This window comes from Mycoplasma marinum, from assembly GCF_004335975.1.
Classification (GTDB): domain Bacteria; phylum Bacillota_I; class Bacilli_A; order Mycoplasmatales; family Metamycoplasmataceae; genus Mycoplasma_K; species Mycoplasma_K marinum.
In genome coordinates, this window is record NZ_PSZO01000002.1 from 64913 (window position 1) to 91812 (window position 26900).

Here is a 26900-nt window from a genome sequence, read left to right on the forward strand (position 1 = left end):
AATCTTTAATATTAAAGTATTTATTCCAGATTAAAAAAAGTGCAAATGCACTATTTTTCATTATTTTTAATATTTTCAAGAATCTCATCTATTCTTTTACCAGTTTCCATTGAACTATCGTGTTTCAAGTGGATTTCTGGAACTTTCCTTAAAGAAACTCTCTTTGAAAGTTGTGTTCTAATAAAACCTCTAGCTTTTTGCAAAGACTCTAGCGAACGTTCTTTACTACTTTCAAATGTTAAATAAACATTTAAATGTGAACCATCTCTTGAAAGTTTAACATCAGTTACAGTTGAGTAAGAAACATTGACGTTTTTAATCTCTTCTGAGATAATTTGCGAAACTGCTCTCAAAAACATTTTTTCTTTCTTTTGATGTGTTACTGTAGACATTATTTAACCTCAATTTCAACATCTTCGTAACATTCGATAACATCTTCTTCACGAATATCATTGAATTTTTTGATATGTGTACCGAATTCTTTACCTAATTCAACCTTTTTAGCTTGATCTGGTCCTCTTTGTAAAGAGTCAAGAATACCTTCATGAATTGTTCTACCATCACGAATAAGACGCATTTTTGAACCTGATTTTACAACACCATCAATAACAAGTGATCCAGCAATGTTACCAACTTTTGATGAGAAAATAACTTTAATAATTTTAGCTTGACCAATAACTTTTTCTTCAAATTTAGGTGCAAGCATACCTTTTAAAATTGCTTCAACTTCTTCAATCATTTTATAAATAATTGTATGAGTTTTAACAATTATTTTTTCTTGTTCAGCAAATTGCTTAACATCACCCGTTGGACGAATATTGAAACCATAAATAATTGAATTAGAAGCTTGTGCAAGCAAGATATCAGATTTTGTAATAGCACCAACAGATGCTCTAACAATATTTACAACTACTTCTTCATTAGCTATTCTACCCAATGAATATTTAACAGCTTCAGCAGTACCTTGAACATCTGATTTAACAATAATATTAAGAACCTTAACACCATCCTCAATATGAACAGCATTTCTAGCTTTAAGTTCTTGTTGTTTATCAACAAATGCTTTTTCCTGAGCAAGAGCCTTAGCAAATTTTTCATCTTTAAAACCAACAAATCTATCTCCAGCAGATGGAGTATAATTTAGCCCAGTAATAATAACTGGTGTTCCAGGTCCTGCAGATTCAATTTTTTCATTAGTTGTGTCTTGAAGTGTTCTAACTCTACCATAGTGTGCACCTGCAACAATAAAGTCTCTTGGCATAATAGTTCCTGTTTCAACAATAATTGTTGCAACAGAACCTCTACCTTTGTCTAAGTGAGCTTCTACAACTGTTCCCATTGGTAATCTATCTGGATTAGCTTTTAATTCAAGCATCTCAGCTTCTAAATTAATGGCGTTAAATAATTCTGGAATACCCATCCCTGTAAGGCCTGAACCATACACAAATTGTACATCCCCACCTCAATCATCAGCAATAACATCATGTGCAGATAAGTCAGCTTTAACTTTATCAGCATTAGCACCAGGTTTATCCATTTTATTAACAAAAACGATAATTGGAACTTTAGCAGCTTTTGAATGATCGATAGCTTCTTTAGTTTGAGGCATAACACCATCTTCTGCAGCCACAACAATAACAACAATATCAGTTACTTTTGCCCCTCTTGAACGCATAGCTGTAAAGGCCTCATGTCCTGGAGTATCCAAGAAAGTAATTTTCTTATTTTCATGCTCAATTTGATATGCACCTGTATGTTGAGTAATTCCCCCAGCTTCTCCTTCGGCAACATTTGCATTTCTAATATTATCAATTAGAGTAGTTTTACCGTGATCAACGTGCCCCATTATTGTAACAATTGGAGGTTTGTCTTGGAGATTTTTACTATCTTCCTCAACTTCCATTTCCTCCATGAAATTAGAAGCATTAACTTCTGTTTTTTGTTGGAAATCATATTCATATTCCATACATAATTCACCAATTTGTTCTTCATCAAGAGTCATGTTTAAGTTGTACATTTTTCCTTGCATAAAGAAATGTTTGATGATTTCGTTTGCAGGTTGTTGAATTTTATTAGCAAATTCCGCAATTGTCATTGGTCCTGTATAAATGAATACACCATCTTTAAGCTCTGTCTTTACCTCTTTCATTTGAGATTTAACATCTTTTATATTGGTTTGTCTTTTATCTGCCATTTTCTTCCTCCCTTATATATTTAATTAATTCTTCATAAACTTCATTAGGAACATTTTCTTTAAATGCTCTATGAAGTAATCTTTTCTTTCTTATTTCATCAACGATGTTCTTATTTTTTTGAAAATAAGCACCACGCCCGGGCAAGTTATGATTCTTATCAATTTTAAATTCACCTTGGTATCTAACAACTCTTATTAATTTAGATTTGTCAAATTTACCATTAGTAATGATGCACGTTCTTAGATTATTTATTTTCGATTTCATCTAAATCTGAAAAATCCACATCTGCAAAATCCGCAAGTTCATCATCAAGTTCAAATTGTGATTCCATTTCTTTAAGTTCTGCATCTGAGAAGATTGTCTCTTCTTCTTCAACTGGTAAGAATGGTGTATCCTCGACATTTTCATTGAAATCTTCTATTTCTCCTTGAATATCATCAAGTTTTATATTTGTAGGTTTTGAGAATGAAGTATTATTTCTAGGTCTTTTATTTAATTTTTCACCAGATTCAATTCTTCTTAATTCATCTTCAGTAAGATTACCGTTAAATGTAAACTCAAGACCAGCTTCTCTAGCTTGATCAATTGAAGTAATATCCACTCTTACTTTTGCAAGTTCAGCAACTAATCTAGCATTAGAACCACGTCTACCAATTGCAAGTGTGTGATGAACATTAGGAACGATAACGATTTTTTTATCTGCGAAACCATCTTTATCTAAAATACCAACAACTTTAGCAGGTGATATAGCTGAAGCAACAAATTCATTTAAATTTTCTGAAAATCTAATAACATCAAGTTTTTCACCTTGTAATTTTTCAACAATTCTAGAAATTCTCTCACCACCAGCACCAATAATGGCACCAACTGGATCAACTGATTCATTCATAGCTTTAACAGCAACTTTAGTTCTCTCACCAACTATACGTGACATCCCTGCTATTTCTACAGTACCATCCATAATTTCAGGAACTTCTTGTTCCAGAACTCTTCTAACCATTGTTGGCGATGAATTTGAAACGATAATTTGAGCAGCTTTAGAATCTTCAAGAACTTCTTCAACATACACGTTAACTCTTTCTCCAAGTTTCATCTGAATTCTTGGGTTTTTAAGAGGTCCTGGCATAAATGCATCTGTACCATCATCTAATTTAAGTGCAGCAAATGTTCTAGCAGATGTAGTAACCGTAGCTGAAACCATTTCCCCAACTAAACCTTTATGTTTTGCATAAATCATAGCTTTTCTTGTTTCTTTAATTTTTTGAATTAAAAGTTGTTTGATTTGTTGAGCAATAGTTCTTGAATACACTTCAAATGAAACTTCCTCAGCTATAGTATCATCAATTTTAATTGAAGGGTTTATTTGCTTAGCAATATGCAAAGGAATCTCAACAGTTCTTAATTCAGGTTCCATTTCTGATTCTTCTTCTTCAACAACAACTTTAGCGTTGTTAATTAATTTAAACTCATTTTCTTCTCTGTTAATAACTAGTGTTAAGTCTGCATCTGGGTCAAATTTTGAATGAAATGACTTAGTTACAGCTTCTTCTAAGATAGCATCGATTTCTTCCCTTGAAAGTTGTTGTGTTTTAGCAATTTCATCAATTGCAATAAATAATTGTTCTTTATTTAATGTTTTTGGCATTATTTTTTCTCCTTTTTAACTTTTGCTGATAGATTTATTTTTTCTATATTTTCAATATGTATATTTTGTTTTCTAAATTGACCTTTTGCATTCCATCTAATTGTTAAGTTATCTTCACACTTTTCTAATAACTCACCCTCAAATTGAATCTTGTCTTTAATAGGCCTTTTTAATATAACAGATATATTTTCATTTTGCATGCCCCCAAGGTCTTCAAAAGAAATATTTTTTTCAGTTCCTTCAGATGCAATATCTAAAAAGTATTCACTATCAGAATTATCTATCGTATCTAGATAATCAGAAATTTCCCTTGAAATTAATGTTAATTTATCTAAATTTGGTTCTCTGACTGCTATTCTTAAAAATTTAGAACCAGCTTCTTCTTCTCATGATGCTTTTATAATTTTTTCGCCAAATTTGGCTTGTAATTTTTCTAACATTTTATCATCCCTCCTTGGTAATAAGAAAGAGATACCTCAGGCATCTCTAAAACTTATATTCTATTGACTAAATAATTATAGCACTTTTTAAATTAAATTATTAAATGTATTTTTTAACAACTCTAACTATATCTTCGAGTTTAGTATCACTAGGAACTTTGAACCCTGAAGAAGCATGATGACCACCGCCACCAAGTGATTCTGCAATGACAGAAACATCAACATTACCTTTTGATCTTAATCCACAACGCAACATACCAGGTTTTGGTGTTCCTCCAATAAATAGTGTAACCTCAACATCAGAAACTGATGAAACTCTTGCTACTAAAGTCCTATAAATACTTCTAGGAACATATTCAGTAGTGTAAAAAATAATCATATCTTTTTCATAAGTTACATATTTCATAAATGAATTAATTAATTTTGTTTCTTCTGCAGAAGGTAATAATTTTGGAATAACATCTAGATAATTATGACCATCTTTTAACATTTGTGTCATTACATCAAATGTTTTGAAACCTATATTTCTTTGAGTAAAATTCTCAGTGTCTGTAACAATTGCAGTTGTAATTCCAATTCTTGCTTTTTCAGTCCATTTTAAATTCAACATAAAAGCCATTTCAGCTAATAATTGCCCACATGCAGGTCAATAATCTCCACCAATACCCATTAATCATTCCTCTTGTTCTTTATGGTGATCAATTTTAATTGAATCTTTAGTCACAACTCTTTCATCTCAAATACGCGCCTTATTAGAAGTATCGACCACTATTACCTGTGATTTATTGAAGTATTCATCATCAACATCATCTTCAATATCATTTGTAATATAATTAAACATTTCAGGCATATCCCCACCTGATATTCTAACCTCTTTAACGCTAGTGTTATTTTCTATAAATTCTTTAAGAGCTATTGATGTACCAATTGTATCCCCATCAGGATCAACATGAGTACAAATTGTTATGTATTTTTGTGAACTTATAAAGTCCCAAATTTTTTGTATTTTTTGTATTTCTATTTTCATATAAATAAATTATATTGAAGTTTTTATAAAATAGTAAAAATAGTTTTTGTAATTTTAGACACTTTACTCTCTATAATACTTTTGAAAAAGGAATAGGGGAAAATAATGAATAAAATTTTAAACGTCGCAGTTATTGCTCATGTTGATGCTGGTAAATCAACATTAGTGGATGCACTGTTAGAACAATCAGGAACATTTAACGAAAGAGATGAAAGAGTTGAACAAATCATGGATAGTGATGATATTGAGAGAGAAAGAGGGATTACAATTTACTCTAAAAATTGCTCAATTAAATATGGAGATACAAAGATTAATGTTGTCGATACACCAGGTCATGCTGACTTTTCAGGTGAAGTAGAAAGAATTATCAAAAATGTTGATACAGTAATGCTTTTGGTAGATTCTTCTGAGGGGCCAATGCCACAAACAAGATTTGTTTTAAAAAAATCACTTGAAAATGGACTGAAACCAATACTAGTTATTAATAAAATAGATAAGCAAGACGCAAGACCAGCGGAAGTTGTTGACATGGTTCTTGAACTTTTTATGGAACTGAATGCAACAGATGAACAAATGGAATTTCCAATTTTATATGGTGCAGCTAGAGATGGTATTATGAAAACTTCAATGGATGATGATTCTGAAACATTAGAGCCTTTATTTAAAACGCTTATTAATCATGTTGAAGAGTATCCGCATACTGCTGATGAAAATGTTCAAATGCAAATTTCATCACTGAAGTATGATAAATACTTAGGAAGATTAGGGTTAGGAAGATTAGTTAAAGGAACACTTACTCAAAAAGGAAGATATTCACTAATTAATTCAAATGGGGATATTAAAACAGTTGGATTTTCAAAAATATTTGTTAATGATGGACTTGATAGAAAAGAAGTATCTACAATTCAACCTGGTGATTTATGTATAGTTGCTGGTGTTGCTGATATTACAATCGGGGATACTATTTCTTCAATAGAAAATCCTGAACCAATGGAAAAAATTGAAATTGAAGAACCAACAATTTCAATGAACTTCCTTGTTAATAAATCTCCACTAAATGGTAGAGAAGGTAAACATGTTACATCAAGTTTAATTGAAAAAAGACTTACTAAAGAGTTAGAAACAAATGTTGCTTTAAAAGTTAACAAAATTGAAGGAATTGAAGGATTTGAAGTTCAAGGTAGAGGTGAATTACACCTTTCAGTTCTAATTGAAAATATGAGACGTGAAGGATTTGAACTTGCAGTCTCAAAACCTAAAGTTCTTATCAAAGAAGAAAATGGTAAAAAATTAGAACCTTATGAAATGGCACAAATTACTTGTGACGATGAATTCTCAGGAACAATAATTCAATTAATGGCTGAGCGTAAAGGTAATTTGACAAACATGCATTCACATAATGGACAAACAAACATGGAATTTATTATTCCTACAAGAGGATTAATTGGAATTAGACAATCATTTATTACAAAAACAAGAGGTACAGGTATCCTTGAAAAAACTTTCCATGAATATGGACCATATGCTGGTGTGATTGAAGGAAGAAAAAATGGTGTTCTTGTCTCAAATGTTAAAGGTAAAACAATGGGTTATTCACTATGAAAAATTTCCGAAAGAGGTGACTTATTTGTCGGTACCCAAACAGAGGTTTATGAAGGAATGATTATTGGTGTCAACTCAAGAGCAAATGACCTTGATGTTAACCCAATTAAAAACAAACAACTAACAAACGTTCGTTCTTCAGGTACTGATGAGTCAATCAGAGTTCCTGAACCAATTGTACTTTCGCTTGAAGAAGCACTAGAATTCATTGAGATTGATGAACTTGTAGAAGTTACACCTGAATCAATTAGATTAAGAAAAAAAACTCTAGATAAAAGGTTTAGAGGAAAAGAGCATAAAGTTCAATAATATTAAAAATTCTTACAATAGTTAATAAAGTGGAACAAATAGATTACACACGTTAGATTTTAAAAGTACCGGCAAGAGCTGGTATTTTTAATCACAATCTTTTTTTATATTATAACAATTGACATGTTAAGAAATACCCCTTTCTATTTTTCAATGTATCCATTATTTATTATTCTATGGATTATGATTTAAGTTTAATTGAGGGAAAGTTTAAATATGTAGTAAATATATCCGCCGACAAAATAAAGGAAAACGTGGATATATTACGAAATACATTTTATTTAAGAAAAGCATATTAAAAAAATCTCACCAATTTACATGGAGAGATCACTTATTTTAATTCTTATATCATATATTCAAGAATGAGTTTTTGTTAACTAATTTTTATCTAGTTTAAAAAGGGAGGAGATAGTTATAGGTGTTGCAGTCACAAAAATAATTGCAGTTACAATATAATTCTTAATTCCCACTATATCAAGTATTGAGAAAATAATAGACAATAAGTTAATTATCATTAATATTGAAAGTAAGATAATTTTATCCATATTTAATTTACATTTTCTTTTATTAAATGGAAAGGAAACAGCAATACCAAATAACCCAGTTGCAATACCTAAGATTCACGGTATCATATCCCCCTTTAAAATACCGCCATTATTTTTTGTCGTTACAAATAAAGTGATAAGGGTTGCTGTGTATAAAAATATATAGATTATTTTTAGTTTAAACTTATTGTTTTTTGTCATTATTCAACCTCTTTTTTAACTTGCGCACTTATAAAGTTAAACAAAGCTTGCTTTCTTGCTTGTATTTCTTTATGATCGTTTTCAACGACTGTTTTTAATTTATCTAATTTCTCGGTATATTCATCTTTTATATCTTGATCAGAAGTTTCTTTAATGATTTTAGTATATTCAATCATCTTTGCGAATTCAATAGTAGACATTTTTCTAACTATAAATGAATGTAAGTTTTTTAGTTTATTACTCATTTTATTGTCTATTTCAATTTTAAAAGTTTCACCATTAGTTCAGCTAAAAGTAATATTCTTTATACCTAAAGCGTCTTTTGTCAAGGAAGCATATGAACCTTCATAAAGTTCTCTTGTTCTTCCTTTGGAATTATCTTTTTTTGTGAAAGTAGCCAAACTATTAAAATATATAGTTTGATCTTTTTCGCTTAATATATTTATAGTTTTTCCATCAGCATCTAAGATGCCATCATTTTGCATATTTTCATCTGGAACTGAATTTAATATTAGTGCAACAACTTTATCTACGCTAGCTTTTGAAACACTATCTACCTCTAAAACAATTTCTTTTTCCTTTTTAATAGCATTCATTCCTTCATCGCTCATTATATTCAAGGTAGTTATTTCTTTTTTATCTTCTCCACAAGAAATGACTGTAGCTATAGGGATGGTGATAATTGCAAAACTTGAAAGCACACCAAGTGTCAAACGTAATTTATTTTTATTCATTTTTACCCCTTAATCTAATTACAGTACATATATGTACCCAACTAAATTATATAAAATACTTGTTTTTAATATTGTTCTTAACAATTAAGAAAAGTTAATATGTTATTGTAAACAATTTTTAGATTTCATAAGTAATGGTGAGAGTCGATACTTTTCATTGTGCTTTTTTTAGATGCACTAAGAGATGTGCTTTCTATTCCTTTATATATTTTTGAGTTTCCATATAATCCAAGTATTTTCCCTTTAAATGACAAAATAATTTCTTGAATTATCTATTATTCAAAGAATTATCGATTCTACCAATAAAAGCTATAACTTTTATATTTTGAACTAAATACATGGAATATCGAGGTATGTTTTTGCCACAAATAACGAAGTCATCTATTTAAATTCCTTAACATATCAAAACCCTAATTTGGTATTGTTGTATTCTGTTTTAGGACTTATTGCAACAGACAGATAAATATGATTACTTTTATAAAAGTTGTTATCAATCATTTTTCATTTTTTTATAATATAGATAAATCTAGACTTCCTTATCTAATTTCATAATTAAATAATTGCGACATCTTTTTTGTATTTGAACTTTTTGTTTCCTTTAAATTTATAGATTTAAAATACTCTTTTGTTATTTCATTAGTAACTCATAAGTTTCAAATAATTTTATTTATTACTTTGGAATATGTTTTGGTATAAAATACACACTCCTTTAATGAAGTATTAAATTTGTTACTTTTATTTTGATATAAACCTGAAGATACAAAAATAAATAAATTTATAATAATATTTTGTATATGCTCTGATATCAAAATTTAATTTAATGGAATAAAAAAATGCTGCACTTAAATTTTAAGTTTAAGTATAGCATTATAAATTGATTTTAATATATTATCTACCGTTTTTAGCGTTAGCATTTGCAATTGATTTTGTTAAATTATTAATGAATTCATTGGATAATTCTTTGCTTGTAATTTTACCAGCGGTAATTTGACTAGCCTTAGCACTCATTAAGTTTGAATATACTGTTCAAACACCAGCTGAGTTAAATGCACCGTCAACAGGTTTAGGTAATACACTAGTTTTGTAAATAGCTTGAGGAACTGTAGAAGTTTTAGTTATATAGTCTTTTGTAGTTAATTTAGCTTTACCAGATTCAGTTGGAGAAACTTTTCCAGCTTCTTTAAATAGTAATTCTGCATATTTGTCATTGTAAAATTGACCAATTAATGCTTCCATAACTTTTGCTTTACCATCTGAAACTCTTGCATTCATTCCATAAGATCATCCACCACCTCATTGTGTTCATGCATCAGTAGTTGTAGGAGCTTCAGCTTTAATAGTAGATTTTGAATCTTTTTCTAAAGCGGAAATTGCTCATGGTCCATCAAATGTAGAAAGTTTATCAATGTTTTTAGTGAAGAATTTATTCACTTCATCATTTTCAGTTTTACCAACTAATGCATCAGCAGGCAATCCATTAGGCAATTCTTTAATTTTAGTTAAAATGTTCTTAAATCCAGATTCAATAGCAGCCTTAGCTTCAGCTTTAGTTGCAATTGTATCTTTTTTATATTTATCATCATTTAATACTGATAAGAATTTGCCATTGTCACCTGTGTAAACAATGTCTCTTAAGTTAAAACCATCAGAACCATATATTTTTGCATCTTTTGATTTACCTTGTTCTGCTGTTAAGTTAAAGTAACCAGCTGACATTCATAAGTTACCATATTTTGTAACTGTTTTAAGTTTTGAAACATCTTTATTTTTCTCATCATAAAGTTTAATCATAGCTTCAACATTTTCAGGAATTCCATACATTTTTGATTGTGAAATATTTGCTGATGTACCCGCAACAAATTTTTCACCTTTGGCATGGTTATTTAGGAATTCATCAGCTGTTTTTTCATTAAATGCTTTTAGGTATTTATTTGATCTGTAAAAATCAAATTTATCATTGGCGAATAAGAATATATCTGGTGTTGTTGCATCATTTATACCTTTATTTTGGAACTGAGGTTCTACATCAAATGAACCCATTTCTTGTACTTTAATTTTATCAATTCCGTTATCTTTCATTAATTTTTTACCTGTATCACTTTTTTCAAAGTCAGAAATAATTGTTTTATATGCAGATGTTCATTCTTTCTCGGCTTGTATTACGATTGTACTATCCATCTCTCCCTCTGAAGAGCTACCGCATGAAACAACTGTAGCGATTGGCGCCGCCACTGCTGCTAGTGCTGTAAGTCCACCTAATACGATTTTTTTGGTGTTTGTCATATTTTCTCCTAATTAAATTGGTTTTAAACCGACACTTCTCTTTATTTGTGTCTAATTATATTTTACGCTTCCAAACAATGCGCTTATACATGTATATACACCTTTTAAAAAAATAAAAAAATAGGAAACCCTATTTATTCATTCTTTCAGTTGTTTCTTTGTTAAATAAATGTAACCTGTTTGCATCTCAAGTAACTCATATTCTATCACCAATCACAAATTTTTCTTGATGAGGAATAACAACTTTTAATTGTTTTTTAGCTGAATATTCACCTATCACAACAGTTTCTTTACCCAATAACTCTGAAGTTATAACAACAACTTCAATAGCGTTCTTAACTTTTGCGGGTTTTGTCTTGTGAATTTCTAAATTTTCTGGTCTAATACCTAATACACATTCATCTTGTGCCATTAGTGATGAAAGTTTTTTAGGCAATGTAATTGCTTGTTTTGTAGCAACAATAGATAATTTTTCGTCATTTTGAATAATATCTATAAAATTCATTGAAGGTGATCCTATAAAGTTTGCAACAAATAAATTTGCTGGTTTATTATATAACTCTGAAGGAGAACCCACTTGTTGAATCTTTCTATTATTAAATAGTACAATTTTATCAGCCATAGTCATAGCTTCTAATTGATCATGTGTAACATATAGAGTTGTTGAACCTGCTAATTTATGAATTTTAACCAATTCAACACGCATTGATTCTCTTAATTTAGCATCAAGGTTAGATAAAGGTTCATCCATTAAAAATATGGCTGGTTTTCTAACTACTGCCCTACCTAAGGCAACCCTTTGTCTTTGTCCCCCAGAAATTTCTGATGGTTTGTTGAAAAGTAAATGATCAATTTCTAAAATTTTAGCAACAGCCTTAACTCTTCTATCGATTTGTTCTTTTCTAACTCCTTTTATTTGGAGTGAATACGCCATATTTTTATAAACAGTCATATGTGGATAGAGTGCATAAGATTGGAAAACCATAGCTAGATTCCTATCTTTTGGTTCTAAGTTATTTACTTTCGTATTACCGAATACTAATTCTCCCTTAGTGATTGAATTTAAACCGGCAACCATTCTTAAAAGAGTAGTTTTACCACATCCAGAAGGCCCTAAAAGAGCGACAAATTCTCCTGATTTTATATCTAAGTTAATATCTTCCAAAGTGTAATCAATATTACCCTCATATCTTTTTGCAATGTTTTTAAATTTTATATCCATAATTATCCTTTCACGCCCCCGGCTGTTATTCCACCTACTAAGAATTTTCTTAAGGAGATGAATAGTAATGATACAGGCACAGCAACAAGTATAGCACCTGCAGCAAATGCACCTTGATCCATTGTTTTAGGATCAGAAGCTAATGTTTGAAGACCCTTAGCTAAAGTAAATGTTTTGGAATCTGATAATAATAATCCCGGCAAAATATAGTCACCAAATGGACCGATAAATGATCATAGACCTACAAGAGCAATCATTGGTTTAGTTAATGGAACAATAATTCTTGTAAATATCCTTCACTGTGACAACCCATCAATTTTTGCAGCTTCATCAATTTCTGTCGAAATTGAATCCATATACCCTTTCATAATAAAGGTATTACCAGCCACACCACCACCAACATAAATTAATATAAGGACAACTGAACCACTTAAGTTAAATTTTTGATTCAATATTGTATATAGAACATAGAAAACTGTAAGTGCAGCTAATGAAGGAACCATTTGTAATAACATAACTGATATTAGCGATGATTTTTTACCTTTAAATCTAAATCTGGAGAATGCATATCCCATAAGCAATGCTAGGAATACGGTAGCAGCTGATGTTATACCAGCAATAATTAGTGTATTTGTCATTCAGTTAACGAAATCAGTTTTCCCAAATAAACGAGAAAATGAATCAAAACCAAATTCATAACTTGATGTATTCAATGTCTTAATAGCATTGTTATTTAATGTTGCTTTAACAAGTTCTGCAAGTGGTCATAATATTATTAATGCTCACAATAACATAAACCCATATGATAAAAATAATTTAACTCACCCAGCAGGTGTAAGAGGAGGTTCATCTGAAAGATAAACTTTTTTAAGAATAGACTTGTTTTTAATAAAACTTTTTAAATCTTTCTCCCTAATGTTTATTTTTGCTAATTTAATCTCAAAAGATTTATTCATTTTTTTAGCTAAAAATCCCGTCTTATCTTCTCATTTGGTTTTTTTAGCAATTACTTTGGCTTTTTTTGCCTCAATTGCAACTAATTCTTTCTTATATAATATCTGCATTTCTCTTGATTTTTCCGGGAAATTAAGTCTTTCTTTAATCCCTTTAATCTCTTTTGAGGATACATATAATTTTTTTAATTCAATTTCTTCTCATGAAGTAATTTTTTTCAAAGGATTTGAAACTAATAATTCCAATTCAACTTTTAATTCTTCTTTTAATTTTTCATCATTAATTTTTCTGAAATCTAGTATTTTAGAAAAAATTATTTTTTTAATTTTTGATATTAAAGCATCTTGATTTTGCTTGATATTTAATGACGGTTTATATTTATAGTCTAATTCTTCATTAAGAGTTGCTATTTCTTTAAAATTATGTTCAGCCATTATCTACCTCCTTTAAATGCTTTACTTCGTACAAACATAAATGCTGATGGGGTAACTGTAAATACTGAAATGAATAGTGACATTGCAGCTGCAGCACCTGGTCTAGAATCTGTTCCAGAAACAAGTTTATAAATTCATGAAATGAATATATCTTGTTGTCCAGCTGTTCCTGCTCCAATTACATCTCCACCACCATTGAATAGGTAAATCAACCCAAAGTTATTAAAGTTAAAAACAAATTGACCAATTAGCAATGGTGCGATCTTGGAAACAATAATAGGGGCTGTAATAGTTCTAAATTGTCTAAAACTTGAAGCTCCATCAATTCTTGATGCTTCATACAATGACTTAGGTATTGATTGTAACATACCAGTTACTAATAAGAATATGTAAGAATGACCTAATCAACCTTGCATAAAAATCATAAGTATTTTCGTTTTACTTCCAGAGTGCGCTCACCTAATATTAGATCCAAACAATTCATTGAATACTCCATCTTGACTAAAGAATATAGAGAAATAAAGAATTGTGATGAATGCAGGCACTGCCCATGGAAGAATATAAATAATTCTAAATACATTTTTAAATTTTATTCTGTTTTGGTTAACAACCAAAGCAAAGAAAGTACCGATAATTAATAATGTAAGTGTTGCGCCAACAGTTCAAATAATTGTTCATAGAAGAACTGATTTTACTTCAGGACCCATTACAGTGAAAATTAATTTAAATTGTTCTCCACCAACTCAATTTATTTTATTAGTAACACCATTTGATGTTGTTCAAGATTTTGTAGCTGGTTCTCATGTTTTTTGTCCAAAATCAGTAAATGATATAAGAATTGTAGCCATCAATGGTAGTAGAACGATAAAAATAATAAATATCATTGCTGGTAAAGAAAGTAAATAAGGCAATCCTTGTGTTTTCAATAATTTCTTTTGTTCTTTTCAATTTGAAGGTCTCATCCCTATTCTTGCAGCATTAAGTTGATTAATATTATCTAAAATAGAAATAATTCAATACATAATAATAGTACCTAACATAATAATAGCAAGTGTACCTGTAACTAGATAAAACCTACCATCATTTGGAGTTCCGCCAGACATACCAATAGAATTTGATGTTGCTGTTTTAGGATCATACCCTAAACTGCTAAGACCAAATAATCCATTTCCAGAACTTGATGGAAATGCACCAAATATTCACATTAAAATAATTATTACCAAAAGTGTTCCCATTAATTGAAGAGCACCCTTTACTTTTTTTCCAATTATTAAGGTTCCAAGACCTGGGAATATTGTTCCAGCAATAATACCAATTCAATATTTAATTATTGAAGTTTCAACAGGTGTTTTGCGAAGTACATCCTTAAGTTCATTTTCTCTAACCTCGGTTTGAAATTTTAAATCATTTTTGATCTTACTTCTCAGTGCACCGATAGCGTTTTTTATTTTGAACTTTGGATTAAGTTCGATTTTTGCATCCCTTTGCATAATTGCATAATGATTAAAAATACTTTTTTTCTCAACAGTCTTTGCTCTTTTTGAAGAAGAACCGGCTTTCATTTCAATCTTTTTAGCATTTCATGCTTCTTTTTTCATTTTGGCTATTTCAGCCTTTTTATTTTTATATTTTTCTTTATTGAAGCCTTGTTCTTTAATTGTATTTTTTTCCTCAATAAGTTTATTTAGTTCTTTACTAAAAGTAAGTTTTTGGGCAATTAATTCATTTTCATACTTAAGATAAACAAGAGATTGATTATATTGATATTCAGTTTCATAAGAAGTTGTAATATTGTCTTTAAGTGTATCTTTAACTATATTGCTTTTTGCCATTCTTTTAGCATTTTTTCTAGGTTTTAATATTAATTTATCTAGTCAATTTAGATTTTTGTTTTCTTGAAATTCATCCATACTTTTCATGATTTCAGTCTTAATATTTTCGCCATTTTCTTTTAATGATTTTTTTAATGATTTTAATATCTCTCTATCAGTTATTACTTTAGAAGATTCATCTAATTTTACAGATTGTATAGAAATAAAATCTTTACAAAATCCATTTGCATATGCTTTAAATTCTTCAACAATATTATTAATATCTAACTTTATCTGAGATATTTTATTTTTATGTATTTCTAATTCATTAGTTTCGTAATTTTTAGTTTGAATTAGCAATAAAGCAACTAATTCATTTGAAATAACCTCAAGTTTCTCATTTACTAAGTTAAATTTATTAGTGAATTCAGAGATTTTCTTTTTTGCATCTGAAGAAGAAATATTTTTAATTACATCATCCCCAACATGAGCAATAGTTAAAACCCCTTTTGAAACTAACTCACCTTCTACTTTATGGAAAGCATTGAAATAAAGTTTTTTAAGTTTTAAGTTTCCTTTTTTCCAAATTTTATAATTCGTATTTGTAGCCTTAGATTTTTCAGCATTGTCTTTATAAATACTAATTTCTTTTTTGATTCTTAAATTATCAATTTTTTTAAAATTATGTTTTCATAAAAACTTTTGTTCTGAAATAGGGCTATTACCAAGAGTTCTTGACTCTTTAGCTTGACCAAGACCATTCACAAGTGTTCTATTCATATTTCTCCTTTGCTCAAATTTATATATTCAAATTATATTATATTCGAATAAAAAAAATAGATGTATATACACCTAAAATAAACTAACTACATATCAAAACAAAACAACTATAGGTAATAAATAATTAACTGGTGTTGCTGATGGTATTAAAAAGAATAATATAAATGTTGCAATAACTAATACTAATCCATTAATCCATGAACTCATATATACTTTTCTATCTAGTGATTTCTTTGATTTAATTCCTAATAAAACAACTATTAAAAGGACTATTATTTCTATTGCCATTGATACAATTTTTAGTGAAATAATTTTTGTATTTTCATTTCCTGGTAGTGATTCAATTGGGATAAGGTGTCATGAAAAAATAAAAGGTTGCAGCCACGTCATAATAATTTGGAATACTGAAAAAATAGTGACTAATGTCAAGACAAATAATGTTGCTCTAAATTTTTTTCTAGAATATGGGACTACTCTTTTCACATTTACCTTCTTTTGTTAGCTAATTCTTGTCTTAATCTTTGCCTATAAGAAATTAATTGAGATAATCATATAAGAACTGAAATACCAATAATACCATTTAGGATACCAACAATAATTGCAAAGGCATCTGATTGTACAGTATAAAACGGTGTTGAAATAGCATTACTTATAAATAAAATAACTCAAAAAACACCAAAACCTAGACCTAATCTAAATTTAGATATCCCCATTCATAAAATAATCATAAACAAACCCATGACAAGAGTATTACCAATAATTGTAAAAATAGCTCTAAATTTGACATACGCATTCATATTATCAATCGTTGGCTTCTTCCCGGAACTTATAACTATTTTTTCCACTTCTTTAATATCATAAGTATTTATTCAATACACATTAGCAACTATTAGCATAGTTATAGTAAGACCTACTAAAATCATAGTAAAAATAGCCATTTTTCTGTCGAAGTGTAATTTATATGTATCTTTTTTAAGTATTATTGACATATATCAATTATAGTCAAAAAATATTTATTTAATAAAATGATCTATCACTTTTTTTAGTATTAATTAAAATTGTTGAATTGGGCTCTGCAATGCCTATTTTATTTTTATTTTTAAGTTTGTTATCAAAAATAATTTGACCACTTGATTCATAAATATATTTCTCTTCTCTAAAATTATGAATTATACGGATTTTCCCTTCAGATGTTTTTATATTAAAATCAATAACCCCTTTCTCCATTGATACATAGTTAAAAGTATAGCTTTCGTTGATTTCTTCTGAATTACTTAAATTGAAGAATGATGTTCTTAGTTTAAATTTATTAATTTCAGATATAAAGGCAAATATATCTCTTTTGATTTCTTCTGTTAAATTTTCCCATCTCAATCCATTTACGTAATCTGTAGTTTTATAGGTATTTTCATTAAACTCAGTTGTCCCTAAGTTGAAAATATCTATTGCTAAATCGGTTTTATGAACTCTTTCATAATCTTGTCCTGAAATATCATTTGGTTTTGTATAAAGCATCTCAGTTCCTTCTAAAAAGAGAGAACGGCCTTGTAAGAATTGTTGCATCATCACTACTTGTCTATAATATTCAAATTTTGTTACTTTATCACCTTTGACAGTTAAATTTACTTTGTCTCACATTGTATGCCCATCATGACACGCTGTGTAATTTAATAAAACACTTGTATTGTTAGTGAATCTTTCATATTTTCCAGTAGCGATATTTGATGGTGCTTCTTTAAAATCCTTAACATTACCTATAATAGAGGCCAAATAATTAGGAAATTCTTTTAAATTACCTCCAATAACTCCTAATGCAAATCCATCACCGTCATCTTCTCCTTTAATAGAATTTCTAGTTGTATCATTAAAATATGCAAAGTCAAATTCATTATCAGAATGACCCTTTATTAAACCATCTTCATAAGGGATATCACTTCAAGGTCAAGCTTCACCGTGAAGAATTATGTTAGGTTTGATTTTCCTTAATTTTTTCGTTAATATTTCTATAGTTTTTCGATCGGTAAAACATGAAAGATCAAATCTGAATCCATCAACATCATAAGTTTCGACAAAGTGAATAAGAGAATCAACAATTATTCTTCTTGCCATTTTTCTTTCGGATGCAAATGCAGGTTGATCAACCGGTTTAATTTCACCACCTTTTCTAAAGTAGTATCCAGGGATTACATTGTTAAGTATTGAATTGTGGAATAAGTGATTGTAAACAACATCATTTATAACTTTAATATTGTTTTCATGCATATATTCAACCAAATTTTTAAATTCCTTCATTCTTGAATAAGGATTTTCTGGATTTGTTGAATACCACCCATTTATAGAGAAATAATTATGTGGATCGTACCCTCAATTATAGTTAGTGTTTCAACCACTACCATCCCCTTTTAATAAAATTGATTTATTTTTTTCATTTAATGCGTAACAATTATGAATAGGGAGAAATTGAACATGTGTAATATTTAATTCCTTCAAGTGTTCTGCAAATTTAATTTCTTTAAGCGCATTAAATGAACCAGGAATTGCAACATCTTTTCTAAGTGATGTTAAATCTCTAATGTGGGCTTCATATATTATTGGTTGTGGTTTCGTTATTTCATTAAGTTTGAATAATTTATTGGTTTTTTCAAAATTCACAAATGCAGCTTTTCCAATTTCAGTATTTTTACCTTTTCAATCAAATGCAGACATTGATTTTGCATATGGATCAAGCGCTAAATTAGTAGAACCATCTTCTTGAGTAATTTTATAATGATAGAAATAGCCATCAATATCTTTTGTAATTCTTCAAGTTCAATTAGGACTATCAAAGGTACCTTTAATTGTTTCAATTATTTCTTCTTGATTATTTTTATCATAAATTATTAAATCAACTTGTTGTGCAAAGGGATGTCATAAATTAACATTCCATGTACCCTCAATTAAATTAGCACCATATTTAGTACTTAAATCTGCTAATTCTTCATATTGTTCCCATTTTTTCATATCTACTCCTTTGGTTTGTATTAATAAAATTATATCTTTGATAATAATTATTAATACATGTTATAACAAGAAAAAAATATTGTATCTATTAAGTGAAACTTGATTTAATTATTATTTCTTATATATTGGTAAACACAAATGAAGTGACAAATGAATATACCTTTTATAAAAGTTTTCTTTATAAAGTTTAATACTTTTAAAAAGCGAACTTTACATATATAATAAAGTATATTGAAAGGTGGTAATTATGATTGAACCAGTATTAGTTGCAGATGTGAAATTATCTTATAAGAATAAGAAAGAATATGAGAGTGATTTAGTAATTTTAAGAGAGGCGTACAAAGAGTTTTCTAAAAAGGATTTCTTGCCAATTAATAAACTTAATTTAATTGATTTTAATGAGTCTTTAAACTTAATAAGAGGAAAAATGGAGTATTTATTTACATATCTTTTTGTACAATTCCATTCAGACACAAGAAAAACTGAAATAATGGATGAAGCACAAGAATTATTAGATTTAAGCGATTCATTAGGAATTAAAGTGGATACATTTACAGATAAATTAGTTGAATTTGGTAAAGAGAAAACAATGGCAATAATTGAAGAGTGTGAAGAATTGAAAATTTGAAAAGAAACATTTTCTCAGTTACTAAGATCGCAAGTTAAATCTTTAAATAAAGATGAAACTAAAGAAAAAGAAAAAAGAGAGAAAGAATTTACAAAAATGAGTATTGAAGCTGAAAAACTTGGTAACAAACCCCTTGTTCATCACTTTGAACATGAAGGTAAAAAATACACAGATGACGAAAGTAATGTCCTTGCACTAAACCCGAATACTAGTAGGGATTTAAGAAAAAAAATATTCATGCACAACACTTTAGATAAGAGAGAGAATAGGGAAGAAATCGAAACGATGATTGCTGAATATGCAAATAAAAGAATAGAATACCTAAAAATGTTTGGATATAGTTCATATGATCAATTTGTTGGAATATCAAGAGATGAAGAACCTTTGTTTGCAAAAAATATAATGCTTTCTTCAAAGGAACTTTTCAAAGAAATTCACTCTAAATATATTTCAAGATTAAATGATTATAGAAAACAAAAATTTGGTTGAGATACAATTATGCCTTGAGATGAATTATCTTATCCTTCAGAAATTGTTGATATTCCTTATCAAGAAATAATTAATTTCTATCAAAATGAAATCAAGGATATATTCCCTAAAGAAAGTCAATATATTATAGATAATTTTTCTAAAAAAGGAACACTTGCAATTATCGAGAGTGAACACAAATATAATGGAGCTGCCGCAACTTGAACAGGTAAAAATAATACTTACTATGTAACTCAAAGTTATGTTGCAAGCATTCCTTATTCAGCCTCAACACTGGCACATGAAATTGGTCATACAATGCATATCGTTGCAGCAAAACTTAATAAACAAGTTGAAGAAGCTAGATTCTCACTTGCAATTGGTGAAGGTATTGCAGATACATTCTCAATGTTGTTTGCTTTTGCTTCAATGGATAAAGGTGCTCCATATGCAAAAACTATTGCTTATGAGGCACTTGCAAGACTAATGCAAGTTACAAGTGCATTTTCATATAATACATTAGCAGAAGATGCTCTATATGTTAAAGGATGAAAAGGTGAAGAAATCCTTAAAGAAGATATTGCAAAATTTGCATATGACTTTAGAATGCAATTTAGACCAGATGGTAATCCTATCATTGTCGATGGTGAAAATATAACAAAAAAATTATCAACAATGAGATATTTCTCAGTTGGAAGCCATTATACTTTTTCAAGTTATACTATCTCATTCATTATGGCTATCTATTTAGCAGATCAAATTAGAAAAGGAGATACTTCAACATTTATTAAAATTCTAAATATGGGTGCTGAAGAATATTCAACAAATCATATATTGGAAATGGTTAATATTGATATTACATCAAAAGAAGTTAAGGATGTTGTTTTAAAAACTGTTGAAGAAATTACAGAATACATTATCAACAAATAAAAAAATAGGATTTATGTCCTATTTTTTATATTTGTTACTCTTCAAATTTAGAAGGTAAAGCAATTAATTCATCAATAATTTGATCTACTTCTTCTCAAGATTTTGGAGGACAACCAGAAGCACGAACATGTCCGCCGCCACCATGGGAAATAGCAACTTCTGATGTATTGCATCCCAACGATCTAAATTCAGCTATAATTCCTTCTTCTGGATCTTTATCAGACATTTCTACAAAGATTGCTCATCTATCAAAACCTTCAATATTAGCCATTTGATTAACTTTAATCTTAAGATTTTTACCACCAAATTTTTCAGAAGCAGTTTTATCAGCTTTTAAAAATGTTAAATTATCTTTAAATTGCATATTGTTAAGGATAAATTGTGCAATCTCAATATCATCTTGTGTTCTTCTTTTTAGCTGTTGGTACAAGAAATCCATTTTTTCATTTGAAATAAAATGTAGTAGTTTTCCAAATGATAAAACTGGATGTGGGTTAGACCTTGAATAAACAAAGTTCCCAGAATCTGTAAGAATACCAATTGCTAAATGGAAAGCAATATCTTCATTATATTCGACTTCAAGTTCTTCAGCAATTTCAACAGCTTGTAATGATGAAGCTATTCATGAAGATTCAATTCATGTAACATCATAATCATAATCTGGTGTATTTCTATGATGGTCAAAACAAATTTTTGTTTTACCTTTTGCAAATTCTTCTTTCCTGTCAATTCTATTAAAGGCAGAAGTATCCCCAATAACTGTTGTTCATGTTTCATCAATCTCTTCTTTAATTAAAGATTCATCTAGTTCTATCCATGGAAACCTATCAATAATTGCTTCTCTATTAATTACTCAAGCAATTTCTTTTTCCGGGAATGCTTGCCTAAGTGCTTTAGCTAGACCATACGAAGATGAAAGTGTATCACCATCTGGATTAATATGGTGGAATAAAGCAATCTTATCGGCTTCTTTAAGTTTTTTTATAATTTCTTGTTTCATTTTATCTCCTATTTAGCAGCAATTAGCGCTTCCATGATTTGTTCTGCTTCATTTCAATCTCTTGCCCTAACACCAGCAGCTCTTTTGTGTCCGCCACCATTAAATTTCATAGCAACTTTAGAAACATCGCACCCAAGCGATCTTGTAGAACCTTTAATATAAGGATTCCCTTCTTCGTCATCAACTTCTGTAAAGATTGCTCATCTATCAAAACCTTCAATATTACCCAATCTATTCACTTTTATTTTAATATCTTTTTCTTCAATACCAAGTTCTTCTAAATTTTGTTTTGTAACTTTTAAGTAAGTTAAATTTTCTTTATACTGAACGTTGTTTCACATAAATTGTTCAATCTCAATATCTTTTTTAGTTCTTTTTCTCATTGAGTTAAACAAGTGATCTATTTGTGAATCCTCTATAAATTGTAATAAGAAACCATATGATTCCAACGGCATTGGGTCTCCTAGTGAAAATGCAAAATTACCAGAATCAGTAAGAATCCCAATTGCTAAATGAAAGGCAATTTCCTTATCGAATTCAACACCTGAAACTTTAGCAATTTCAACCGCTTGTAATGATGAAGCTATTCATGAAGATTCTTTTCAAAAAATATCATATTCCATAGTTGGATTATTCTGGTGATGGTCAAAACAAATTTTTGTTTTACCTTTTAAATATTCTTCATTGCGATCTATCCTTGAAATGTCAGAAGTATCTCCAACTATAGTAATCCAAGTTTCATCAATTTCATCAATAAATACCTCTTCTTTAAAATTTATAAAAGGAAATCTCCTAAATAAATCAAACTTATTTGCAACTACTTTTATTTCTTTTTCAGGAAAGGCTTTTCTTAAAGCTAATGCAAGCCCATATGAAGAAGATAACGTATCTCCATCAGGGAACTTGTGATGAAATAAAGCAATCTTTTCAGATTCTTTAATTTCAGTAATTATTTTTTTTATCATATTTCTCCTTAAATGCTATTAAATTATACCCCAAAGATATATTTAAAATGGTTATAATATTTGCATGAAAAATAAAATTAAATTAGCAGTACTTACAACTACTTTTTTAGCATTGCCAATAGTAGCGATTTCTTGTGGAACTACTACTAAAAAAGAAATAAAATCACCAGATAAGGGTGTAATATCACAGCCAACAATAGCTCCAACTTTAGATGATTCAAAAGAATATAAAATAGGATTTTGAAATGTTTTAAATGACGGAAAGGACAAAGGTTTTAAAAATAAAGCTATTGCGAAGGTTATAAAATATACCAAGATGACATTGGTAGGTCTTGCAGAAATAGATGATACTGTCGCAGTTAAAACAATTGCAGAGTATTTATCAGAATATACCCAAAACCCTTGGAAAGCTATTTACACAAAGAAAAAGTCAGGCGCTTCTGATGCTGGACCTAGTGTAAAAGAAGATTATGGTTTTGTTTATCGTTCTGATTTATATACCCCTGAGAATTTTGAAAATACACAAACTCCTGGTCAAATATATTCGAATCCAATAACAAATAAAATGGAATATCAAAGACCACCTTATGGAGTTAAATTCAAAACTAAAAAATCTGAATTTACTGCAGTCATAACTCATTTAGATGGCCCAGGTAAAAATAATAAGAGACATGAGAAAAAAGATCATCATGGGAATGGATACCAAGAAGTTTGAGAAGCACAAAGAACAAAAGAAGTTATGGAATGATTTGATTCATTGGATGGAAAAAATAAAAACATGATTTTTATGGGTGATACAAACATAAAAACATCTTATAATAATGAACCATTTATACCATTGATAAAAAGTGGGTATAAACCGCTTTTAAAAACAGGGAAAGGTTTTGAAACTTCATTAGGAAAAACTAAAAATAAATATTCAAATACCTATGACAAAATATTTACAAATATTAAAAATGCCCATAATGGAAATCATTATCCTCTATACAATGTATTTCAAGATAAAATATTAGTTGAATCTGAATTTAGAAAAGAAATTATGGCTGCAAGACAAACTCAATATAAAAATATCATTAGTTCAGGTATATCTGATCATTGCCCAGTTTTTGCAGACTACAAATTTTCATAAATAACAAATAAAAAAAGAGCTTTGTTGCTCTATTTTATTTACTCTATTTTATTTATTAATTCTAAAATGACAAACATCACCATCGTTCATTATATAATCCTTACCTTCTAATCTAGCTTTACCTGCATCTTTTGCACCTTGTTCTCCACCATTATCAATATAATCTTGATAAGCAATGACTTCAGCTCTAATAAATCCTTTTTCAAAATCAGTATGAATTACTCCAGCACAAGCTGGTGCTGACATTCCGTTTTTGAATGTTCAAGCCCTAACTTCTAGAACACCAGCTGTGAAGTATGTTGCAAGATTTAATAAAGCATAAGTAGCTTGAATTAATCTATCTAAACCAGATTCAACAACTCCTAAATCATCAAGAAACATTTGCTTGTCCTCACCTTCAAGTTGAGATAACTCATGTTCTATTTGTGCTGATATACCAATTGCTCCTGCACCTTGTTTTTTTGCTTCTATTTTTAATTCTTTAAATAATGGAGCATCTTCAGGATTTGCAACAAATGATTCATGTACATTACCAACATAAATTATTGGTTTTAAAGAAAGAAGATTATAGCCTTTAGCTGTTTTAAATTCTTCTTCAGTTAATTCTACTTTACGAGCTGGGATTTCTTTTACAAAGGCTTCTTCTAGTTTTTTTGCAACTGTAAGTTCATGCATCAAAACTTTATCTTTTGTTGCTAAAGCTCTTTTTTCAACTCTTTTTAAAACATTTTGCACTGTATCCATATCCGCAAATAATAATTCTAAATTAATTACTTCCATATCTCTAACTGGATCAATACTCCCAGAAACATGAGTAATATTTTCATCATTAAAGCATCTAACCACTTGCACAATTGCATCTGTTTCTCTAATATTTGCTAAAAATTTATTACCGAGCCCTTCACCCTTTGATGCTCCCTCAACCAATCCTGCTATATCAGTAAATTCAAATGTCGCTGGTAAAATTCTTTCTGGTTTTACAAATGTTGCCAATGATTCTAATCTTTTATCCGGAACATTTACTACTCCGACGTTTGGTTCGATTGTTGCGAATGGGTAGTTTGCTGCTTCAACTTGTGAATTTGTAATTGCGTTAAATAATGTAGATTTACCGACGTTTGGTAGTCCAACAATTCCTGCTGTTAATGCCATATTTTCTCCTTATTTATAAATATTTTTTGGTTTGATAATTCTACTATAAGTTGCACTTGTTCCAAGTTGACCGGTTTTATCATCTTGTTTTTTTACATTTTTTATTGCAAAAGAAATCCCTATTGCCATTGATGCAGTAATTGCTATTACAACTATAGGCAAAATAATTTTATATATCTTATGTTTTTTATTACTTATTAATAATTTTTCTTTCTTTTGTTTTTTGTTTAATTTTGTATCATTATCATTCATAAACATATTATAGCAAAATGCACTAATTATTATTTTTATAATATAATGGATACTTCATCGTTAATTTTTGCAATTAAAAAATATTGTTGAAAAGGCACTTTTTTTTATAAAAAAATGGCTAAAAAATGTAATGCATATTTTTTTAGTTTTTAAACAATGTTTATGCTATATTTTTTTAAATTTCCAAGATTTTTATATGATGTATAATGTTTTGGTTATATTGTTAATTATCAAAAAATAAATATAAAATAGCATAAAAATATTTGATTAATCTTGATATTAATATCGAGATATTTAAAAGGAGAGAAAATGTATAGAGTATTTGCAGAGGGCCATATAGAGGTTATTACAGGACCAATGTTTTCTGGTAAATCAGAAGAGTTAATTAAAAGAATTAAAACTCTTGGATTTGCCAAAGTTAAGACACTTGTTATAAAACCATCAATTGATGATAGATGGGAAAAGGGAAAAATTATTTCTAGAGCTGGAGTATCTGTTGATACCACACAAGCCAAAACAGCTAAAGAAATTTTAGAGTATTGAGATGAATCCTATAAGGCCATAGCAATAGACGAAGCTCAATTCTTCGGCAAAGAAATCGTTGATATTGCAGTTAACCTTGCTAACCAAGGAGTTAGGGTTATTGTTTCTTGTCTAGATACCGATTTTCAAGGAAAACCTTTTGCAAGTTCGCCACAATTATTATCAGTTGCTGAGTTTGTTTCTAAATTACAAGCAGTATGCTTCCAATGTGGGTACGCAGCATCTATGACATATCGAAAGACTGACTCTCAAGAGACTGTTGTTGTTGGTGATAAAGAATATGAAGCAAGATGTAGAAGTTGCCATTTCAAGGGTACAAATGAGAAAAAAAATGACGCTCAATAGCGTCTTTTATATTCAAAAAATGGGTAAAAAAAATGGGGCGGATGACGGGAATTGAACCCGCGAATGTCGGTACCACAAACCGATGTGTTAACCACTTCACCACATCCGCCATTTTATTTGCAAACTAATTGCTTTATTATTATACATAAAAAATATTAAACCATTGATTTTTTTACAAAAAAATAATAAAAAAACCTTAATTTATTTGTATATTAGGATAAAAATTTAAGACACAACTCGGAAAGGGTGGTGTCTTTTATGAAACATTATAAATTTAAAGATAAATTGTGGGCATTAAAACAATTG

Annotated in this window: 23 protein-coding genes and 1 tRNA gene; 4 read left to right on the plus strand and 20 right to left on the minus strand. The window is 29.1% G+C overall.

The features are described 5' to 3' along the window. Positions 1 to 50: 50 nt before the first annotated feature. The 6 genes from rbfA to C4B24_RS00740 all read right to left on the minus strand — a co-directional run bounded on the left by rbfA (position 51) and on the right by C4B24_RS00740 (position 5307). The gene (rbfA, locus tag C4B24_RS00715; RefSeq protein WP_131598376.1) at positions 51 to 392 is read right to left on the minus strand and encodes a 30S ribosome-binding factor RbfA; all 342 of its coding nucleotides are present in this window, start codon (positions 390 to 392) and stop codon (positions 51 to 53) included. Further along, a complete protein-coding gene (gene infB, locus C4B24_RS00720; RefSeq protein ID WP_131598379.1) occupies positions 392 to 2194 on the minus strand; it encodes a translation initiation factor IF-2 in 1803 nt (600 codons plus the stop codon). Before infB ends, rbfA begins: the two co-directional genes overlap by 1 nt. Then, positions 2184 to 2459: a YlxR family protein gene (locus C4B24_RS00725; RefSeq protein ID WP_131598381.1), complete on the minus strand. Its 276-nt coding sequence runs from the start codon at positions 2457 to 2459 to the stop codon at positions 2184 to 2186. The genes infB and C4B24_RS00725 overlap by 11 nt, the downstream gene beginning before the upstream one ends. Continuing rightward, positions 2440 to 3840 carry a transcription termination factor NusA gene (gene nusA / locus C4B24_RS00730; protein ID WP_131598383.1) on the minus strand — a complete coding sequence of 467 codons (1401 nt, stop codon included), beginning with the start codon at positions 3838 to 3840 and terminating at the stop codon, positions 2440 to 2442. Before nusA ends, C4B24_RS00725 begins: the two co-directional genes overlap by 20 nt. Next, positions 3840 to 4280 (minus strand): LSm family protein, encoded by a 441-nt coding sequence (locus tag C4B24_RS00735; RefSeq protein ID WP_131598385.1) that lies wholly within the window; start codon positions 4278 to 4280, stop codon positions 3840 to 3842. Before C4B24_RS00735 ends, nusA begins: the two co-directional genes overlap by 1 nt. Before the next feature lie 100 nt (positions 4281 to 4380). After that, positions 4381 to 5307, minus strand: a complete 927-nt coding sequence (locus C4B24_RS00740) for a DHH family phosphoesterase (protein ID WP_131598387.1) — start codon at positions 5305 to 5307, stop codon at positions 4381 to 4383. Positions 5308 to 5412: 105 nt separating this feature from the next. Here C4B24_RS00740 and typA point away from each other — a divergent pair, with 105 nt between their 5' ends. Continuing rightward, positions 5413 to 7218: a translational GTPase TypA gene (gene typA, locus C4B24_RS00745; RefSeq protein ID WP_131598389.1), complete on the plus strand. Its 1806-nt coding sequence runs from the start codon at positions 5413 to 5415 to the stop codon at positions 7216 to 7218. 377 nt (positions 7219 to 7595) lie between these two features. On the opposite strand, the gene C4B24_RS00750 is transcribed toward typA, so the two are convergent. The 9 genes from C4B24_RS00750 to C4B24_RS00790 all read right to left on the minus strand — a co-directional run bounded on the left by C4B24_RS00750 (position 7596) and on the right by C4B24_RS00790 (position 19182). Beyond that, positions 7596 to 7964, minus strand: a complete 369-nt coding sequence (locus C4B24_RS00750) for a hypothetical protein (protein ID WP_131598391.1) — start codon at positions 7962 to 7964, stop codon at positions 7596 to 7598. Beyond that, entirely contained in the window at positions 7964 to 8698 is a 735-nt protein-coding gene (locus C4B24_RS00755) for a hypothetical protein (RefSeq protein WP_131598393.1), read from the minus strand. The genes C4B24_RS00750 and C4B24_RS00755 overlap by 1 nt, the downstream gene beginning before the upstream one ends. Before the next feature lie 888 nt (positions 8699 to 9586). Then, positions 9587 to 10981 (minus strand): hypothetical protein, encoded by a 1395-nt coding sequence (locus tag C4B24_RS00760; RefSeq protein WP_131598395.1) that lies wholly within the window; start codon positions 10979 to 10981, stop codon positions 9587 to 9589. A 130-nt stretch (positions 10982 to 11111) separates the two neighbouring features. Further along, positions 11112 to 12203 carry an ABC transporter ATP-binding protein gene (locus tag C4B24_RS00765; protein WP_131598397.1) on the minus strand — a complete coding sequence of 364 codons (1092 nt, stop codon included), beginning with the start codon at positions 12201 to 12203 and terminating at the stop codon, positions 11112 to 11114. A 2-nt stretch (positions 12204 to 12205) separates the two neighbouring features. Beyond that, positions 12206 to 13591, minus strand: a complete 1386-nt coding sequence (locus C4B24_RS00770; protein ID WP_131598398.1) for a sugar ABC transporter permease — start codon at positions 13589 to 13591, stop codon at positions 12206 to 12208. Further along, positions 13591 to 16182 carry a carbohydrate ABC transporter permease gene (locus C4B24_RS00775; RefSeq protein ID WP_131598400.1) on the minus strand — a complete coding sequence of 864 codons (2592 nt, stop codon included), beginning with the start codon at positions 16180 to 16182 and terminating at the stop codon, positions 13591 to 13593. Before C4B24_RS00775 ends, C4B24_RS00770 begins: the two co-directional genes overlap by 1 nt. Positions 16183 to 16254: 72 nt before the next feature. Next, positions 16255 to 16665, minus strand: coding sequence for a hypothetical protein (locus tag C4B24_RS00780; protein WP_131598402.1), 411 nt, complete (start codon positions 16663 to 16665; stop codon positions 16255 to 16257). A gap of 2 nt (positions 16666 to 16667) precedes the next feature. Then, entirely contained in the window at positions 16668 to 17171 is a 504-nt protein-coding gene (locus C4B24_RS00785; RefSeq protein WP_131598404.1) for a hypothetical protein, read from the minus strand. Between the two features lie 28 nt (positions 17172 to 17199). Continuing rightward, on the minus strand, positions 17200 to 19182 hold the full coding sequence (locus tag C4B24_RS00790) for an alpha-amylase family glycosyl hydrolase (protein ID WP_131598406.1): 1983 nt from the start codon (positions 19180 to 19182) through the stop codon (positions 17200 to 17202). A gap of 247 nt (positions 19183 to 19429) precedes the next feature. Between C4B24_RS00790 and C4B24_RS00795 the strand changes: the two genes are divergently transcribed. After that, positions 19430 to 21208 carry a M3 family metallopeptidase gene (locus C4B24_RS00795; protein ID WP_131598408.1) on the plus strand — a complete coding sequence of 593 codons (1779 nt, stop codon included), beginning with the start codon at positions 19430 to 19432 and terminating at the stop codon, positions 21206 to 21208. Positions 21209 to 21242: 34 nt separating this feature from the next. Here the strand turns inward: C4B24_RS00795 and C4B24_RS00800 are convergent, their stop codons facing one another. Continuing rightward, positions 21243 to 22208: a DHH family phosphoesterase gene (locus tag C4B24_RS00800; protein WP_131598410.1), complete on the minus strand. Its 966-nt coding sequence runs from the start codon at positions 22206 to 22208 to the stop codon at positions 21243 to 21245. A gap of 8 nt (positions 22209 to 22216) precedes the next feature. Continuing rightward, the gene (locus tag C4B24_RS00805; protein WP_131598412.1) at positions 22217 to 23173 is read right to left on the minus strand and encodes a DHH family phosphoesterase; all 957 of its coding nucleotides are present in this window, start codon (positions 23171 to 23173) and stop codon (positions 22217 to 22219) included. Positions 23174 to 23237: 64 nt separating this feature from the next. On the opposite strand from C4B24_RS00805, the gene C4B24_RS00810 reads away from it, so the two are divergent. Further along, complete coding sequence (locus C4B24_RS00810) at positions 23238 to 24302, plus strand: endonuclease/exonuclease/phosphatase family protein (protein WP_131598414.1); 1065 nt, start codon at positions 23238 to 23240, stop codon at positions 24300 to 24302. A gap of 48 nt (positions 24303 to 24350) precedes the next feature. On the opposite strand, the gene ychF is transcribed toward C4B24_RS00810, so the two are convergent. Together ychF and C4B24_RS00820 are read right to left on the minus strand one after the other, a co-directional pair. Continuing rightward, positions 24351 to 25454: a redox-regulated ATPase YchF gene (gene ychF, locus C4B24_RS00815; protein ID WP_131598416.1), complete on the minus strand. Its 1104-nt coding sequence runs from the start codon at positions 25452 to 25454 to the stop codon at positions 24351 to 24353. Positions 25455 to 25463: 9 nt separating this feature from the next. Continuing rightward, on the minus strand, positions 25464 to 25706 hold the full coding sequence (locus tag C4B24_RS00820) for a hypothetical protein (protein WP_131598418.1): 243 nt from the start codon (positions 25704 to 25706) through the stop codon (positions 25464 to 25466). A 309-nt stretch (positions 25707 to 26015) separates the two neighbouring features. Here C4B24_RS00820 and C4B24_RS00825 point away from each other — a divergent pair, with 309 nt between their 5' ends. Then, positions 26016 to 26594, plus strand: a complete 579-nt coding sequence (locus C4B24_RS00825; protein WP_131598420.1) for a thymidine kinase — start codon at positions 26016 to 26018, stop codon at positions 26592 to 26594. A 33-nt stretch (positions 26595 to 26627) separates the two neighbouring features. Here the strand turns inward: C4B24_RS00825 and C4B24_RS00830 are convergent. After that, positions 26628 to 26703 (minus strand) — tRNA-His (locus C4B24_RS00830). Positions 26704 to 26900 lie beyond the last annotated feature (197 nt).